The following is a 17115-nucleotide window of genomic DNA, read 5'->3' on the forward strand; positions in this document are numbered from 1 at the left end:
ATCCTGCTATTCAACCCGAAAAAAAGACCTTTTTCGACAATAACTGCAGAATCCCAAATCATGGCTGGTTCATCTTGCTTCCTTAAAAGTAAGCATGTTATAATTAATTTTGCTGCGCGTCCGTAGCTCATCCGGATAGAGCAAACGTTTCCTAAACGTTAGGTGGGAGGTTCGAGCCCTCTCGGGCGCGCCATATATTTTTAGAAGCAGCTATCGTCATTATAATAAGACCTTCTACGCAGTCGTCGTAGAAGGTCTTTTTGTAATCTTTATGCTATAGATAGGTTGACTACAGAACGTTTGTTCCCCTATAATGTGCATGAGGTGATTTACAAATGGCCATGCCGTTATATAAGGTAAACAATCATTACCAGCCGCCTGCGTTGGAAGAGCTTCAGCTTATACAGAATTCCATTATACTTCCCCTGGCACTCGTTGTCGTTGAACGAAATAGGCGCGAGCTGGATAGAAAAGCCCGCTCCTTGCGTGCGATCTTTGCTAAGGCCGCAGACATTATCATTTTGAGAATGAAAGCAGATTTAGCGGCGAACACCCAGCTGCTGGTTTCAAAAAGCATAACCGTATGTAAGGATAACGGAACACCTAACAAGCTAACCTATCGTTTCAATTGCCGCGGCTATGAAGATCGGCTTACCCTGACACATGAATACATACGAAATGAAATAAACAAACAGATATCCGCTTATAATTCCGAAATCTTCGCGAAGCATGCATCCACCGATTCATAGAATAAGGGGCAATGAAATGTGCTTTCCTTTAAAGTCTCGCTGACGTGCGGGGCTTATTGTCCTACGCAGCCGTAAATAGATGTAACCTGTACGTCATTTCATGCGTAAAAAGTAAAAACAGAGAACGTGAAGCAATTCCTATTTTTAAGCATCCGATCCGCTGTTAACCATAAAATTTCGTTAGGAGGAATAGATATGAAGGCCGCTGGCACGCTGCTGCTGGTTACCGCAATTATGGAAGGCATACTAGGCTTTCCTTTTCTGGGAGGTACCTTGGTTGTATTTTCCGGTTACACCGTGCTATTCGTCGCACTTGTGCTCCACATTATAACGTTGGTGCTTTGCTCGCAGCACAACAAACCCATTGTGGGCAGCATACTCGGCATTGTCACATCGGTATTGGCGTGGATTCCATTTCTAGGAATGATCATGCACCTTACAACGGCTGTATTTCTCTTCATAGCCGCTTTCAAAAAGGAGCCGAGCAACAATCCCCCATATCCACCCGCTCCAGGAAGCTTCTAAATAAACAGGACTATCCCATTGTAGAGCTTTTCTACGGTTGGATTGTCCTTTTTTCATCTTAGCGGATGAACCTTTTTCAAATCGTTTGTTCCCCTAACACGATACGAGCGCCAAATCCCAGCATATTTATGCATATGTTTCAGCCTTGCCAACGTATAAGTACATAAAGCCATTTAACATCTTTTAAAAACTAAGGGAGGCAACACATGATGAATCAGCCCTTTGGGCTCCACAAAGAGGAAAAAACGTACGGCATGCTCTGTCATCTGCTTGCATTCAGCGGTTTGATTATTCCGCTCGGCAACATTCTTGGTCCACTCGTCATCTGGCTCATGAAGAAGGACCAATCGAGCTACGTAGATATGCATGGCAAGGAATCGCTTAATTTCCAGATCAGCAACGCGATCTATACCATTATTTCAGGCTTGCTTATTTTCGTTCTTATCGGCTTTATCACTACGCCGCTATTATTTGTTTTCTGGCTCGTGTTCACCATTATTGCTTCCATTCGCGCCTCCGAGGGTAATGGCTATCGTTATCCACTGACGATTCGTTTTTTCAAATAACAAGCGTAAACGGCTGTCGCAAAACTTATAATTTCTTATATTTTAAGCAAAGACGCTGGAGCCGATCAGGCTCCAGCGTCTTTTTATTTAGGCAGCAGCGAGGCGTATTTCTTCCGCAGCGCATGTAAACGATCCAGCTGCTGAAGCGCCTGCTCCCCGCGACGCTTCGTTACAGCGACCGATAATGCATCCATAAGCGCGACCGGCGCTGCCATCGAATGAAAGCCCTCCAGCTCGCCTCGATCAACCTGCAGAACTAGATCGCTCTGCTCCAGCATATCGGATACGAGCAAATCGGTAATAAGCACTGTTGTATAACCTGCTGTGCGTGCATTATCAAGCAGCACGGTCATTTCTGGAGAGCGCCGAACAAATCCAAACATAAGCACAACATCATTGGGCCCCGCATGAACAAGCGATTCTAGCAGCTCGCTTCCGCTGCCTGCCATTCCCTCGATTTGCACGCTAATACGATTTAATCGAAAGCGTATGAGCTCTATTAAGCTAACAGCCGCTCCCGTACCGAATACATAAACCTTCCGCGCGGCATGGATGGCTTCGACCACCTTGTAAAATTGCTCCCGCTCCACCCGCTTCGACGTAACCTGTACATTCGCAGAAGCAATCTCCAGCATTTCACTTACGATATCCGCCTCTTCATGCTCCATCTTATTCAAAATTTGTTTCATCTTGTGCGCAGGCGTCGCATGCTCGTTTTGCAGCAAATGCTTCTTGAATGCCTTTAAATTAGAAAAGCCGATCGTCCGCCAAAATCGCGACACAGTCGCTGTGCTTACGCCTACCGCCAGCGCGATATCCTCCTCCGTACAGTATGGAATTTGCTGCAGCGCGCCCATCACGTAATTGGCGATCGCCTGCTGACTCTTTGACATATTGTCGAGATCCATCTCCAAATGAAAGGCTGTCATGTCAAACTATCTCCTATTCTTCTCTATGATCGCATTTAAATTTTTATAAACGGAGTATAACACCTTTTTGACGATTAGTGATAATTTTTTTTCATAATTATTAAAATGTATTTTATTTTACACAATCCATACAATTCGTTGATGATCCGAAAACACTTAATCCCTATATTGTAGAAGGATTCGCTTTGAAACGAGGCTTTCAAAACGGAATCCGCCTCACATAAAAATTTAGGAGGAATCCCAATGGTTTCAGCGCCTAAGCGCCGTTACGAGTTAACGCAATCGCAAAAGCTTATGGTCTTCATATTATCGATGTCTTTGTACGGTATCTCCAACATGTTCTCCGAGCTCATTCCTGAGCTTAAGCTTGGTCCGGTTGAGCTGAAAGTTGAATATTTTGCCTTTATACCGCTTACGCTATGCATTCTATTTAATCCACTGTATGCTGCGCTTGGCGCTTCCTTTGGAGAGGTTATTTTCGGCGAGCTGCTGCTTGGGCAATTCGGCGGGCTTGGCGAGCTGGAGAAATTTATTGAATTTACAATTGCGATGTACATAGCGGGACTGCTCGTTAGCGATCCCCGCAATCGGAAGCAGCTCGCGCTCGCCTCCTTCGTCGCGGTCGGTATTGACCAAATGCTAAGCGCAATTGTCGATATCAGCAAAGTATGGTTCGGTATTGAAGAGCTCGAGGCTGTTCCTGGTATCCCAGAGAGCATTTTGCTCATTGAAGGTCTAAGCTTCCTGAATGCCATGGTTATTACGGGTATCTTCTTCTCCCTCCTGCCAACCTTATTTCTTGTTCCTCGTTTGTATGGCAAAATAGAGCCGCTGCTTGGCATGAAGCCGCGTGACAGCCGAGTTATTGTTTCATTGGGCCAGCTCATGACGCCGCGTCTTCTTATTACCGCTATCTTATTCGTTTTTATTGGCGTAATCGCTGAGTTCTTATCCGAAGCGGACATCAATATCGCCGTATGGGAGCCCGAATTTATCGAACAGTACGGCAGCGGCTTCATCTGGGTTAGCGTTCTTGCAGCCGTGCTGGTCCTTGCCGTTACCCTATTCGCTGCCTTCCGCGCCAAATCCAAGTCTGCTCGCACATCGGGGGATATAAAGCTTTGAGACCTACATACACAGAGAATACCCCGCAGGAGCCGCTTCAGGCGGCTCCAATCATAGCTCTGAGGGAAGTTCATTTTCAATATCCTGGTGCGGAAGGCACAGCACTCCACAACATTCATCTTACTATCCAGCCTGGCGAATTTATTGCGATCGCCGGCACAAACGGCAGCGGAAAGTCGACTCTGTGTAAATGTCTCAATGGCCTTATTCCGAACTACTACGTCGGCGATTTAAGCGGCTCAATCGAGGTGGCTGGTCTTACTGCTGCTGAGGAGACCGTGTCCTCCTTATCCCGCAAGGTTGCTTATGTATTTCAAGATTTTGAGAATCAGCTCGTTCGTCCCACCGTCTATGACGAGGCCTGCTTTGCTCCGCTTAATTATGGTTTTGCGGATTACAAGGAACGAGGGCTGCGCGCGCTTTCTATGCTTGGCATTGAACAACTGAAGGAGCAGTGGATTTGGCAGCTAAGCGGCGGACAAAAGCATCTTACGGCTCTAGCAGGCGCATTGTCGCTCGATCCTGACATTATTATTGTCGATGAGCCAGTGGCCCAGCTTGACCCGTTCCATGCCAGGCTTATTTATGACAAGCTCAAAATATTAAATGAGCAATACGGAAAAACAATTATCGTCATCGAGCATCATACCGAATTTATTGCGGATTACTGTCACAAGGTCGTGCTCATGGATTGCGGAACGATACGTTGGGTCAAACCCGTTCAAGAAGCGTTGTCCGCCGTTGACGAGCTGGCTGCCCTGCATATTTTGCCTCCGCAGGTAACAATGGCCGTTCGCGATTCGGAGGCAGCCGGAATGCATTCGCCAAAAGGCGGTCAGCTTTACCCGATAACAGTCGATGAGGCGGCAAGCTATTTTAGGAAGGTGCTAGCACAGCCTTTCATTGTGGAGGACAGTTCATTCATTAACGAACAAAATAACAATACCATTTACCCTAAGAAACAGCTTATTACGTTTACCGACGTCTCCTATGCCTATAAAACCATCACGAGAGACATGCACCCCGTCATTCGTGATATGTCGATTAGTTTTTATGAAGGGGATCGTATCGCTTTGGTTGGGAATAACGGTGCGGGCAAATCAACGCTTCTGAAATTAATGTCAGGCATTCGTCGACCAAGCACTGGACGGCTGGAGGTATGCGGGCATATGACCAAGCAGGCTTCGCCCGAGCTATTATCCGATTTTGTCTCCTACATTTATCAGAATCCTGAGGAGATGTTTATTGAAGATTCTATCCGTAAGGATATTGAGTATTTTTTAAAAGCCCGCAGCATCCCGGATTACCGCAGCTTTGTCGACGGTATTCTTGATCGGCTGCGCCTGACTGACTTGCAGGAACGAGACGGCAGGCTTCTAAGCGGCGGACAGCAGCGCAGGGCGACGTTAGCCATCGGCTTAGCCATGCGCCCTACCGTCATGCTGCTTGATGAACCGACCGCCAGCCTTGATGCCTCAAGCCGCCGCGAGATGACCGAAATGTTAGCCCAGCTGCAAAATCAAGTGAAAACAACGATTATCGCTACACATGATATGCAGCTTGTCGCCGAATGGGCCAATCGCGTCATCGTCATGCATAACGGCCGGGTGGCACTTGATACCGATCAACGCTCACTTTTCAGCCATACTGCCGTTCTTGAGAAAGCGGGACTCATTGCACCCCAAATTGCCCTGCTTAGCCAGCAGCTGGGCATTGAGCCGCCCTGCTTATCCGTTGCCGAATTCACGGCGCGTTTTACCGGTGCACAGTTATCCACCCGAAAATCACATTTAGATAAGGAGGGCCATACCATTGGAAGCCATTAAGCAAAGCATGCTCGACAAGCTGAGCGTAGAACAAATTAAAATTGAATTAATGCGTACCGCTTTCGGCAGGCAGTCGACCCTGCTGTCGCGCTTTGATCCGCGTATCCTGCTCATCTGGTACTCCTTTTTCGCCATAGCGCCCTGGTTTATTCATAACAAAGCTATTTTGCTCGGCATGCTTATTCCGATGCTGGCGCTCACGTTGTCCTCTAAGGTAAGTCCGCTTGTCCTAATCATCATGGGCGTCGGACTCGTCAGCGAAATCAGCTACATTTTATTCGGCTCCCTCTTCTTCGGCGGAAGCCTAGCCGGGGTATGGCCGCTCATGACATTAACGTTAAAAATATTACTCATCTCATTAGCCAGCATTGCCGTCTTTTCCAGCATGGACCCCGAGAAGCTCAGCGACGCACTGCTTAGTATGGGAATGCCCGGGCAATTCAGCTTCGGCGTCTCTTATGGCTACCGGATGCTTCCGATTCTGATTGAGGAGTACCATAATCTGATCCACTCGTTCCGGCTGCGAGGTCGCGCACCCCGCAAGAAAGGCTTTCTGTATATGCGGTCACTTGTTTATATGGCTAAAATCGGCGTCTTCGCCTTTTATCCGCTCATTTTGAATACGGCCAAGCGGACCAGAACGACAGTGGAAGCGTTAGAGGTGCGCGGCTTCACCTATGCACTGGTCAGTCCTGAAGCGAAACGGCTGAAGCTTTCTCATATGCAAGTTCGACCGTATGATTTTATTTTTCTCGGCTGCTCCTTGCTGTTTATGATTGCGCTAGTTGGTGTTGGGCATTTTATTTCTTTCTAATCTTTCTATGGAATGGAGATTATTTACTTATGATGAATATTGATTTGCATACACATGGCAAGCTCTCGAAGAAAACGCATTTTTCACTTGAATACTTCCTTTCGATGGTTCGCGAAGCGAAGGAAAACGGGCTGCAGGCCGTGGCGCTGACCGAACATTTTAATACGCTGAATTTTACGGACATGCTGGATCAGCTGGACTATCACTTTGACTACAAGAATGATTATTATCTTATCGAGGGATTGAAGGTATTCTCGGGCATGGAGGTGGACGTGGCAAACAAGGGGCATATTCTGCTTATTGGCAATCGTATGATTATTCGTGATCTGAGGCAGCAGCTTGAGCCACATACCACGAAGGATAGCTTCATACCGCTAGAGGAGCTGCTTGACCGTACCGATGATTTTCCCCTGCTTCGGATCGGCGCTCACCCGATGAGGGAGAGCACACCGCTCACGCATCATGCTGTAGCAACGCTCCAGCGTCTCGATACGCTTGACGTGAACGCAAAGGATTTATTCCAGTACGGCTTTGGCATGGCCGATAAAGTACAGCAGTTCGCGGATGAGCTTGGCCTGCCGGTCAGTGCCGGAAGCGATTCTCATCAGCCCCTGCAGTTCGGCAGCGTCATCAACCGTTTGGATCATGAATGCCACACAGCGGTACAGCTGCGTAATGAGCTTCTGAATGGGAATTATCAGCTTGAAATATCACCTTGCCTGAACGTTAAAGTAAAGGCTGCGCAAATGATGAAAGAACTGTTGAAAAAGTCGATGGTTGTTGCCTGAGTTTAACGAATTGCAATACAAAAGAAGCAGCGCTTGGATACCAAGAGCTGCTTCTTTTTATGAGTGATTATAGTCCAGTCGGCATTTGGAACATGTTAGTCAATTCTTCAAGCGTAATCGCGTCTGTCGGGATTTCATTCTCGAACTTCGGTGCTTTGCCGATATTCGAATACGTGACGTCATAATGAATGCCAAACTTCATGTTCTGACCGCTTTCTTTATCCGAAGCGGTAATGTTCAGCTTAGCTGCTTGGTACGAGAGATAACCATCCGAGATCGCAGCCGTAGCCTTCAACGTGTTGATTTTGACATCATTTTTAAGCGTATCTAAAATTTCTGTTTTGTTCGTTTCAAGGTCAGTCTTGAACTTCTCGATATCCGCTTTCTCAAGCTGCAACGATTTAAGCGTGGCTTCATTGGCCAGAAGCACGTTCAGCACCTCAGGAAGCACCTCATTAACGATTGTATCTACCGTTTTCGGGTAGTTGCTCTCGTTAATTTCGAATACAACGACTTGGTCGGCTTTCATATCAGCCGGTAGACCCGCATCTTCGGCCTTAGGCTCGCTGAAATAAGTTTTCTCGTCAAAATGTTTAAGCAGCACTTCGCCAAGCTCTTTGACTAGCTTCTGCTGGGCAGCTGTATCAAGCTCAGCCGCGCCCTGCTGCTCTGCAAGCTCTTTTAGATCAATCTTGATGAACTTGCCTGTAATCGTCTCAGGCAAAGGCAGCATTGGAATTTGCGGCACCTTTACGTACAGCGTTTCCTCTGTCAGGATCATCGGCACCGTCAGCTTCATTTCCATGTCGCCCGGAATGACGATTTCCATATTCAAGTCTGTGCGCATCGGGTCTTTCTGATGTACGGCGTCAACGGTAATCGACGCATCCTTAATCATGCCTACAATAGCAGCTGTTGCAGCAGCATCGCCTTGCATGGCTGCGTCCTGCGGGATCTCCAGTTCATCTAATCCAATGGACATTTTTATAGCATATGAGTCCGCCTGTGATGTCTTTGTCATAGCCGCTTGCAAAGCTTCCTTCGGCGGTTTGCCCGAGCTGCAGCCTGCAATAACGACCAAAATAACGGCTAATAAAAGCACCGCTACTTTTTGAAACTTTTTCATGTAATAAGTTCCTCCCCTATCTTTGTATGAGCACCTCCATTCTATACTAAAAAAGCACGTTTTAGAAGTTATATCCAAAAAATCCCGTTTCAGCTGACTGAAACGGGACGTTTGATCTATTCATTTTAATGCCAAAGAATTATTGTATTACCCCTGACGGTTATTATGGCTCACATGATTACTTTGCTTTGTTTTCTTCGATCCGGATAACGGCTCCTGCTGCCCGCCTCCGCCATTTCGCTGCTGTTTGATGTTCTGAGGATTTTCCGGCACGGGTACGCTGTCTGGCTTTGACATACACATTCTCCTCCAGTAAGAGTTTTATTTTAACTTCAGCATTTGCTAACTCTTCTGATGCTCTAAATTGGCGGGCTGATCATGATTTAATGCGTCTTGGTGACGACGATCGTTTTTGTCCTGCTGTAGCTGCTGAGCCTGGTGACTATTGACCGGTTCTACAGCTAGCGCATCCACCACATTGGATAAATTTTTATCAGCCGTTCCCTTTGCTTGCGTCATGGGTTATTCTCTCCTCTACACATGCGTCAAACGCTGCAGCGCCTGCGCACATTCATGCAAATGTCTTGTATAATCCTGTATAAGCTCTTGAATGACTTCTCCACGTTCATCGACGGATATCTTATCCTTCTCCACGTCAATAAACTCGACCTTGACCTCACGGCTGTCTACATAAGTTACTTTAAAATCGAACGAATACGCTTGATGCCCCGCCGTTTCAATTGTCACACGCAGTGACTTGGAATCGGACTCGTCAGGCAACACCTTGCTGCGATCCGCACTGTTTAACATCTCCGGCAAGGTTTGCCGCCAAGCATCTGCCAAATTTTCTTGATTCATTTGCAGCTCATCTGATTTACCCATTTAATAAAGCACCTCCACATCGTATAACATGCGAAAAGCGGCATTATTTTATACGAGGGGAGCTATTACAAAAAAAGCCCAAACGCTTAGCGTCTGGGCTTGTTCATATGTAATCTGAGAAAAATATGGAGGAGAGAGTGGGACTCGAACCCACGTGGGCTTGCACCCTAACAGTTTTCAAGACTGCCCCGTTATGACCGCTTCGGTATCTCTCCGTACATTCAATTGTCACAAGAGATATTGTACCACAGGTCAAAATACAGATGCAACTATATTTTGACCTTGTGGCAAAAAAAATTTTTTTAAAGCTTAGTTGATGGAATCGAGCTGACTCCACCCATATACGGACGTAATACCTCTGGAATGGTTACAGACCCGTCTGCTTGTTGGAAGTTCTCGATAATAGCCGCAAACGTGCGTCCGACAGCTAAACCGGAACCATTCAAGGTATGAACGAATTCAGGCTTGCTCTTCGTATCTCTGCGGAAACGAATACCTGCGCGACGTGCTTGGAAATCCTCGACATTCGAACAGGACGAAATCTCCCGATAAGTGCCTGCACTCGGCAGCCAGACTTCAAGGTCATACGTTTTGGCCGCTGTAAAGCCCATATCGCCTGTGCAAAGAGCCAGAACCCGGTAAGGCAGGCCCAGCAGCTGCAAAACCTTCTCCGCATTGGCTGTCATCTTCTCGAGCTCGTCGTAGGAATCCTCGGGCTTCGTCAGTTTGATCAGTTCAACCTTATTGAACTGATGCTGACGGATTAAGCCGCGCGTATCGCGTCCAGCAGAGCCGGCTTCCGAACGGAAGCAAGAGCTGTAGGCCACAAAATACTTTGGAAGCTCCTCAGCCGATAAAATTTCTTCCCGATGAAGATTCGTAACCGGAACCTCAGCCGTTGGAATTAGAAAATAATCGGAATCGGATATTTTGAACAAATCCTCTTCAAATTTTGGAAGCTGTCCCGTTCCAACCAAGCTGTCGCGATTAACGATATACGGAGGCAGCACCTCTTCATAACCGTGCTTATCGCTATGCAAGTCCATCATAAAGCTAATCAACGCACGCTCAAGACGCGCGCCAAGGCCCCGGTAGAACGTAAACCGTGAACCCGTTACCTTTGCCGCACGCTCGAAATCCAAAATACCGAGCGCTTGCGCAACTTCCCAATGCGGCTTCGGCTCGAAGTCAAAGCTAGGCACTTCGCCGTTTTTGCGAAGCTCTACATTGTCCTCCTCCGATTTACCGATCGGAACGCTATCGCTAGGAATATTCGGAATCGCTAGCGTAAGCTCCTCCACTTGCGTTTCTAGCTCACGCAGTTCATCATCCAGCTCTTTAATCCGGTCGCCAACCTCTCTCATCTCAACAATGAGTGATTCGGCATCCTCGCCCGTTCTTTTGAGCTTGGCTACTTCTTGCGATACCGTATTACGACGGCTTTTTAGCTGTTCCGTTTCCTGGATAAGATCACGGCGCTTCGTATCAAGCACAGGGAAATTAACGATCAGATCGAGTGAAGCCCCGCGGTTGCGAAGTGCTGTCTCCACTTTTTCGAACTCATTTCTTAACAATTTAACATCCAGCACGTTTCAAAAGCCCCTCTCTGAAGGGAGTGATTTTATAATATTTTTGTAAATCCTACTCTTTACCTGCAGCTGCTTCCTTCACCATATCAACGAAATAAGCATGCAGCCTAAAATCGTCGGTAAGCTCTGGATGATACGAAACAGCAAGAAGATGTCCTTGTCTAGCCGTAACGATCTCGTCTCTGTATGTAGACAATACCTCAACGTCAGAACCGACTTTTTTGATCAAGGGCGCTCGGATAAAGACTGCGCGAACAGGCTCGTCTATACCCTTTACATCTAAGTCCGTCTCAAAGCTTTCCTGCTGCCGGCCAAAAGCGTTCCTAGCAACTGTCATGTCCATGAGACGTAAATGTGCATCCTCTTGTCCTTCAATCTGATCCGCCAAAACGATAAGGCCTGCACAAGTACCGAACAATGGCTTGCCCTGTGCGGAGAAATCCGCAATGGCTTCCATAAAGCCGTATTTCCGCATCAGCTTACCGATTGTCGTGCTCTCGCCACCGGGAATAACAAGACCCTGCAGCCCTTCAAGCTCCTCAACCCGCTTAACGGCGACCGCCTCTGCGCCCGCCAATTCTAAGCTTCGTATATGTTCTGCCACAGCGCCTTGAAGCGCCAGTACGCCTATCTTCATTGCTCTAATCGCCTTCCTTTACGGGCAAGGGCCGGCAGCGCTATACGCGCTAAGCCGGCACCTGCATATTACAACTATTAGATACCGCGGTCCTGCATGCGCTCAGAAGAGTTAAGCTTGGAAATTTCAATCCCCTTCATAGCAGCTCCCAAGTTTTTCGATACTTCAGCAATTAGCTTGTAATCTTGATAATGAGTAGTTGCTTCAACGATTGCACGAGCGAATTTCTCTGGGTTTTCCGATGTGAAAATACCGGAACCAACGAATACGCCGTCTGCTCCAAGATGCATCATCAAAGCTGCATCGGAAGGTGTAGCTACTCCGCCTGCTGCGAAGTTAACCACTGGAAGCTTGCCAGTMTCATGTACGTTAAGAAGCAATTCATAAGCTACGCCAAGAATTTTTGCTTCATGATAAAGCTCGTCCTTCGACAAGCCTTGAATTTTACGAATTTGACCATTGATCAGACGAAGGTGACGAACAGCCTCTACGATATTGCCTGTTCCTGGTTCACCCTTCGTACGAAGCATAGCAGCTCCTTCTTGAATACGGCGCAAAGCTTCTCCAAGATCTTTCGCTCCGCATACGAATGGAATCGTAAACTCATTCTTGCTGATGTGGAATACTTCATCGGCTGGCGTAAGCACTTCACTCTCATCGATATAGTCAACGCCCAGTGATTCGAGCACTTTAGCTTCTACATAATGCCCGATACGAGCCTTTGCCATTACTGGAATAGAAACGACTTTCATAACTTCTTCTACAATTGTCGGATCCGCCATACGAGCGACTCCGCCAGCTGCACGAATTTCTGAAGGGACGCGCTCAAGTGCCATTACCGCTGTTGCACCTGCTGCTTCTGCTACCTTCGCTTGCTCGGCGCTCATAACGTCCATTATGACGCCGCCTTTTTGCATTTCTGCCATGCCGCGTTTTACGCGCGATGTACCTGTTTCCATGCTTCAAATCCTCCTATTTTCATCCATTAAAATGTATATTACCGCAGTTGTTCTAACCATTGATTTTACAGGAACGAAGATTAATCGACAAGCCTTGATTTACTTTATTTCCATGTTCATTACTCGGATTAGAACAAATTGACGATTCCGTTAAACAAACCTGCAAAAAAATTGCCGATAGCGCGGAACATCAAACGGAACCAACCTGCTTTTTGTCCGTCTTCAGTCGTGATCAAGTTCACAGTATGCTTCAATTCTTGCTTTGTTTCCGCATCCGTATACTTGTAGGTAACCGTTCCAACCACTGTGCCTACCGGGATTGGAGCAACAAGTTCGTCCTCGCTTTTCACTTTGCTCTCTACAACCTCGATCTTAGGCTCTGAGCCCTTTTTCACCATGAAAGTAATATCCTTGTCCGTTACTACCGGAAGGGATTTCTTTTTACCCTTCTTAATCTTAACCGTTTGTACCGTTTCTACCACGGATTTTGGAGGAAGCACCGTCTTTTTCTCAAAAGTGCTGAAACCGTAGTTGTACATCTTTGCCGTTTCGTTAAAACGGGCCGACTTGGTTGCTGTATCCATAACAACGCTTATAAAGCGCTGTTCGCCCTGTTTAACCGTGCCCGTAAAGTTGTAGCCGGCTGAATTAATAAAGCCTGTCTTCATTCCGTCAACGCCTTCATAGGCTAAATGCTTAAGTCCTGTTTGATTTACATTCGTGCCCAGCATCCAGTTGATGTTAACGATAGGATTTTTGTCACGCTCGCGAAATTTATATTCCTGCAGCTTCGAATATTCCAGAAACTCCGGATGCTCGTTCAAAATGATTTGTGCCAGCTTGGCCATATCGGATGCAGAAATCACAGTTGTTTCCGATAGTCCCGTTGCACTTGTAAAAATGGCCGTTTTAAGTCCGAGTTTATCCGCCATTTCATTCATTTTGGTTACGAAGCCTTGTTCGCTGCCCGCAATTTGAGAAGCTAGAGCAATCGTTGCATCATTAGCTGAGCCTACTGCCATCGCTTTATATAAATCTCTAACCGTATGTTGATCGCCTTGTGCTAGAAATACGGACGAGCCATCCGGCGGCGTAGAGGCAGCTTCTTCGCTTGTTTTCACTACATCATCCCAGGATAGACGCTCATTCGTAATTTCTTCAAGTACGATATATTCCGTCATTAGCTTAGTCATACTTGCAGCAGGAAGCGGTTCCTCTGAATTAACCTCATACAAAACTTGACCGGATTCCGCGTCAATTAAAATAGCTGCTTTAACCTGCAAGCCTAAAGAGTTTTCCGTGCTAGGTCTTCCTTCGTAACCATTCGCCAGCGCCACCGCAGAACCAAGCGACAGCATTACCATCCAAACCGCCAAACTTGCAGCGATGACCGACTTTAACCGAACCGGTCTTACCATTTCCTTCAACGTCGTCTCCCCTTTTCCCACTTGGTTTGTCCGTTGTTAATTGTAACATATCAAACCCTAACAATTAAACCTCTTCACGGTGTTAGAAGAATGAGTAATCCTTCATAAAAAAAGACAAGGAATAGCGACTCGATCGCTTTCCCTGTCCTTGTTCATTCCTATTAAATAAATGTAAATTATAGAGAGTAGTTCGGAGCTTCTTTCGTAATTTGCACATCATGCGGATGGCTTTCGCGAAGGCCAGATCCTGTAATGCGAACAAATTGCGTATCATTCTTAAGCTCGTCCAGTGAGGATGTACCGCAATAGCCCATGCCGGAACGCAAGCCGCCTAGCAATTGATGAACTGTGTCCGCAAGCGGTCCTTTGTAAGGAACACGACCTTCAATACCTTCAGGAACAAGCTTACTTTCGTTTTCTTGGAAGTAACGATCCTTGCTTCCTTCTTTCATAGCGCCGATCGAGCCCATGCCGCGATATACTTTAAAGCTGCGACCTTGGAAAATTTCCGTTTCGCCAGGGCTTTCAGCTGTGCCTGCAAACAAGCTTCCGATCATAATCGCGCTTGCTCCAGATGCGATAGCTTTCGTGATGTCACCAGAATACTTAATACCACCGTCTGCAATAACCGGAATGTTGTATTCGCGAGCTACCGATGCACAATCGTAAATTGCTGTAATTTGTGGAACACCGATACCTGCAATGACACGAGTCGTACAAATCGATCCAGGACCGATACCGACTTTAATTACAGATGCGCCAGCTTCAATTAGATCACGTGTAGCCTCTCCTGTCGCAACGTTACCCGCAATAATCGTAAGATCCGGGTAAGCAGCACGAAGCTTGCGAACTGCGTCCAAAATGTTAATGTGGTGACCGTGCGCCGAATCGACAACAAGTACATCAATACCTGATTGTACCAAGGCTTCCGCACGATCCATTGTATCCTTCGAGATCCCTACTGCTGCTCCGCAAAGCAGGCGACCATGCTTATCCTTAGCCGCGTTCGGGAACTGAATCGCTTTTTCGATATCTTTTATTGTAATAAGACCTTTAAGCGTGTTCGACTCATCGATGAGTGGAAGCTTCTCGATCTTATGTTTCTGAAGCAATACTTCAGCTTCCTGAAGCGTAGTGCCTACAGGTGCTGTAACGAGGTTATTGCGAGTCATGACTTCATTGATTTTAATGGAATAATCATGTACAAAACGCAAATCACGGTTGGTCAAAATGCCGACAAGCTTCTTATCTTGGTCAACAATCGGCACGCCTGAGATGCGGTATTTTCCCATCAACTCTTCTGCGTCATAAACATGGTGATCAGGCGTAAGCGAGAATGGATTTGTAATTACACCGCTCTCCGAACGTTTTACGCGGTCTACTTCCTCTGCTTGCTGCGCAATCGACATGTTCTTATGGATAATGCCGATACCGCCCTCACGCGCTATTGCAATCGCCAATGCGGCTTCTGTAACGGTGTCCATGCCAGCGCTAATGAGCGGAATGTTTAGCTTAATGTTCTCGCTTAATCGAATCGAGATGTCAACTTCTCTAGGCAGCACTTCTGATTTACGCGGAATAAGCAGGACGTCGTCAAACGTTAGCCCTTCTTTGGCGAATTTCGTTTCCCACACGAGTATGTTCCTCCCTTAATTTAAGTACGTCTCACATATATTATTAGCAATATTAGCAGAGGGGGTATAGGCTGTCAAGGCTGATGAATAGCTTTGTTACATCCACTTTATACTCCATTTGGAAGACTCGCTGAATGGTATTTCTTTAGAAAAAGTCGGGTAAATACGTTGTTCGTTCGGGAATACGAACTTGTAAGCGTTTAATCAGCTCAGTATCTCCTTCAATTCGTGCAAATTGGGCGAGTTGGGTTGGTCTCAGGTACCCTAAAAGCAACGTTGTAAAAGACCCAATATCCATTTTTAATGCATTTTCTATGGCAGCATTTTCGTCCAAACGGGTAAAAACACCTTTTCCAGCTGTATCTATTTGGAGCAAATAACAGCCGTCATTCCAAGTGGCATGCTCATCGATTAACCGTATTGGAATTTGATCGTTGGCATTCGATGCCGTAAAGGAATAGCGGTCAATAAACTTCTCTGCATCCACGACACGCGCCATAAAATAAGGAATGATCTCCTGCTTAATTCTCGGATCAGACAATAAAAATGGAAGCTGATCATCCGATGGTACCGTAATGGTGAGCTCATTGATCATGGAATCATGCTGCGAAATAAACGACCATAATGCGCCTCTCGCCTCTTCATTTAAGTATATGAGCTCATGAACCGATAATCGGCTATTTTTCACTTCATAAATCACATAGCCAATCGCATCGCCGGCTTTATCATAATACAGACCGATCTGCCCAGGCTTTCTTTTCCCAATTCTATATTTCCACCATAGCTCCGTACGCACTAATGAACCATTATACTTTGATGCAAAGGCATGGTATATAACACTTAATATGCTATAGTCGCCATCAAATCGCTCAATCCGACCCTCATAAGTAGTTCTCGCAGGCAGCTGCTCTGACTTAATCGTGTAAGCTTTTTGTTCGGTATACGTCTCCCAGCCAAATTTACGATAGAAACCAAAGGCAAAAGGAGCAAGAAATGAAACTAACTGGCCCTTGGATTTCATTTCGAGAAGCGCTTGATTTATGATTTGAGCTACTAATCCTTGCCTTCTATACTCTGGCCATGTCGCAACCCCGGCAAGACCACCCATTTCAAAAATTTCTCCGCCTATGTAAGTTTGAAGCTCCAGTACCGCGGCTTGCGCTGCAAATTTATTATCGACATACGCCGCATACCTTACTGCTGGCTCCAATTCAAACTGCTCCTTAGATTTTTCAAGCTCATCAGCTGATCTCTCATACTGAAATGCAAATTGCGATAATGCCATACTTTCATAAAAATGCTCCATACTCATATGCTTAATTTCAATTTGCTTTGCCACTAAGAAACGCCTCCTCATTTCATATAGCTCTATCATAACGCATAAACAACAAAAAAACCTATCGCATCACATGCGATAGGTCTCTCGTGCTTGGCGACGTCCTACTCTCCCAAGACCCTGCGGTCTAAGTACCATTGGCGCTGGAGGGCTTAACGGTCGTGTTCGGTATGGGAACGCGTGGTTCCCCTCCGCCATCGCCA

General features: G+C 46.5%; 18 protein-coding genes, 2 tRNA genes and 1 rRNA gene. 8 read left to right on the forward strand and 13 right to left on the reverse strand.

Annotated elements, in window-relative coordinates:
* Positions 1-116 precede the first annotated feature (116 nt).
* The 4 genes from AC1DLI_RS27780 (at position 117) to AC1DLI_RS27795 (ending at position 1840) form a co-directional block, all read left to right on the forward strand.
* Positions 117-193 (forward strand) — tRNA-Arg (locus AC1DLI_RS27780).
* Positions 194-335: 142 nt separating this feature from the next.
* Complete coding sequence (locus AC1DLI_RS27785) at positions 336-749, forward strand: YhjD family protein (RefSeq protein WP_477607940.1); 414 nt, start codon at positions 336-338, stop codon at positions 747-749.
* Between the two features lie 195 nt (positions 750-944).
* Entirely contained in the window at positions 945-1274 is a 330-nt protein-coding gene (locus AC1DLI_RS27790; protein WP_477607942.1) for a hypothetical protein, read from the forward strand.
* 206 nt (positions 1275-1480) lie between these two features.
* On the forward strand, positions 1481-1840 hold the full coding sequence (locus AC1DLI_RS27795; RefSeq protein ID WP_308998641.1) for a DUF4870 domain-containing protein: 360 nt from the start codon (positions 1481-1483) through the stop codon (positions 1838-1840).
* An 83-nt stretch (positions 1841-1923) separates the two neighbouring features.
* Here the strand turns inward: AC1DLI_RS27795 and AC1DLI_RS27800 are convergent, their stop codons facing one another.
* Entirely contained in the window at positions 1924-2769 is an 846-nt protein-coding gene (locus AC1DLI_RS27800; protein WP_477607944.1) for a MurR/RpiR family transcriptional regulator, read from the reverse strand.
* 243 nt (positions 2770-3012) lie between these two features.
* Between AC1DLI_RS27800 and AC1DLI_RS27805 the strand changes: the two genes are divergently transcribed.
* The 4 genes from AC1DLI_RS27805 to AC1DLI_RS27820 are packed head-to-tail and all read left to right on the forward strand — an operon-like array spanning position 3013 to position 7322.
* Positions 3013-3894: a DUF8171 family membrane protein gene (locus AC1DLI_RS27805; RefSeq protein WP_477607946.1), complete on the forward strand. Its 882-nt coding sequence runs from the start codon at positions 3013-3015 to the stop codon at positions 3892-3894.
* Positions 3891-5720, forward strand: coding sequence for an ABC transporter ATP-binding protein (locus tag AC1DLI_RS27810; protein WP_477607948.1), 1830 nt, complete (start codon positions 3891-3893; stop codon positions 5718-5720). Before AC1DLI_RS27805 ends, AC1DLI_RS27810 begins: the two co-directional genes overlap by 4 nt.
* Entirely contained in the window at positions 5707-6534 is an 828-nt protein-coding gene (locus tag AC1DLI_RS27815) for an energy-coupling factor transporter transmembrane component T family protein (protein WP_477607950.1), read from the forward strand. The genes AC1DLI_RS27810 and AC1DLI_RS27815 overlap by 14 nt, the downstream gene beginning before the upstream one ends.
* A 29-nt stretch (positions 6535-6563) precedes the next feature.
* A complete protein-coding gene (locus tag AC1DLI_RS27820; protein WP_477607952.1) occupies positions 6564-7322 on the forward strand; it encodes a PHP domain-containing protein in 759 nt (252 codons plus the stop codon).
* A gap of 67 nt (positions 7323-7389) precedes the next feature.
* Here the strand turns inward: AC1DLI_RS27820 and AC1DLI_RS27825 are convergent, their stop codons facing one another.
* The 12 genes from AC1DLI_RS27825 to rrf form a co-directional block, all read right to left on the reverse strand.
* Positions 7390-8448: a hypothetical protein gene (locus tag AC1DLI_RS27825; protein ID WP_477607954.1), complete on the reverse strand. Its 1059-nt coding sequence runs from the start codon at positions 8446-8448 to the stop codon at positions 7390-7392.
* Positions 8449-8595: 147 nt separating this feature from the next.
* Positions 8596-8745 (reverse strand): small acid-soluble spore protein P, encoded by a 150-nt coding sequence (locus AC1DLI_RS27830; protein ID WP_477607956.1) that lies wholly within the window; start codon positions 8743-8745, stop codon positions 8596-8598.
* 45 nt (positions 8746-8790) lie between these two features.
* Positions 8791-8967 carry a hypothetical protein gene (locus AC1DLI_RS27835; RefSeq protein WP_308998635.1) on the reverse strand — a complete coding sequence of 59 codons (177 nt, stop codon included), beginning with the start codon at positions 8965-8967 and terminating at the stop codon, positions 8791-8793.
* Positions 8968-8982: 15 nt separating this feature from the next.
* A complete protein-coding gene (locus AC1DLI_RS27840; RefSeq protein ID WP_419876001.1) occupies positions 8983-9330 on the reverse strand; it encodes a hypothetical protein in 348 nt (115 codons plus the stop codon).
* Positions 9331-9456: 126 nt separating this feature from the next.
* Positions 9457-9545, reverse strand: a tRNA-Ser gene (locus AC1DLI_RS27845).
* A gap of 87 nt (positions 9546-9632) precedes the next feature.
* The gene (gene serS / locus AC1DLI_RS27850) at positions 9633-10919 is read right to left on the reverse strand and encodes a serine--tRNA ligase (RefSeq protein WP_477607959.1); all 1287 of its coding nucleotides are present in this window, start codon (positions 10917-10919) and stop codon (positions 9633-9635) included.
* A 52-nt stretch (positions 10920-10971) separates the two neighbouring features.
* Positions 10972-11556 (reverse strand): pyridoxal 5'-phosphate synthase glutaminase subunit PdxT, encoded by a 585-nt coding sequence (pdxT, locus tag AC1DLI_RS27855; RefSeq protein ID WP_477607961.1) that lies wholly within the window; start codon positions 11554-11556, stop codon positions 10972-10974.
* Positions 11557-11633: 77 nt separating this feature from the next.
* Complete coding sequence (gene pdxS / locus AC1DLI_RS27860) at positions 11634-12515, reverse strand: pyridoxal 5'-phosphate synthase lyase subunit PdxS (protein ID WP_477607963.1); 882 nt, start codon at positions 12513-12515, stop codon at positions 11634-11636.
* Between the two features lie 128 nt (positions 12516-12643).
* The gene (locus tag AC1DLI_RS27865; protein WP_477607973.1) at positions 12644-13933 is read right to left on the reverse strand and encodes a D-alanyl-D-alanine carboxypeptidase family protein; all 1290 of its coding nucleotides are present in this window, start codon (positions 13931-13933) and stop codon (positions 12644-12646) included.
* A gap of 185 nt (positions 13934-14118) precedes the next feature.
* Positions 14119-15576: an IMP dehydrogenase gene (gene guaB, locus AC1DLI_RS27870; RefSeq protein WP_477607965.1), complete on the reverse strand. Its 1458-nt coding sequence runs from the start codon at positions 15574-15576 to the stop codon at positions 14119-14121.
* A gap of 145 nt (positions 15577-15721) precedes the next feature.
* The gene (locus AC1DLI_RS27875) at positions 15722-16915 is read right to left on the reverse strand and encodes a GNAT family N-acetyltransferase (protein ID WP_477607967.1); all 1194 of its coding nucleotides are present in this window, start codon (positions 16913-16915) and stop codon (positions 15722-15724) included.
* Positions 16916-17003: 88 nt separating this feature from the next.
* Positions 17004-17115, reverse strand: a 5S ribosomal RNA gene (gene rrf, locus AC1DLI_RS27880); the annotation flags it as partial.

It is taken from the genome of Paenibacillus sp. 01T443 (assembly GCF_056398325.1).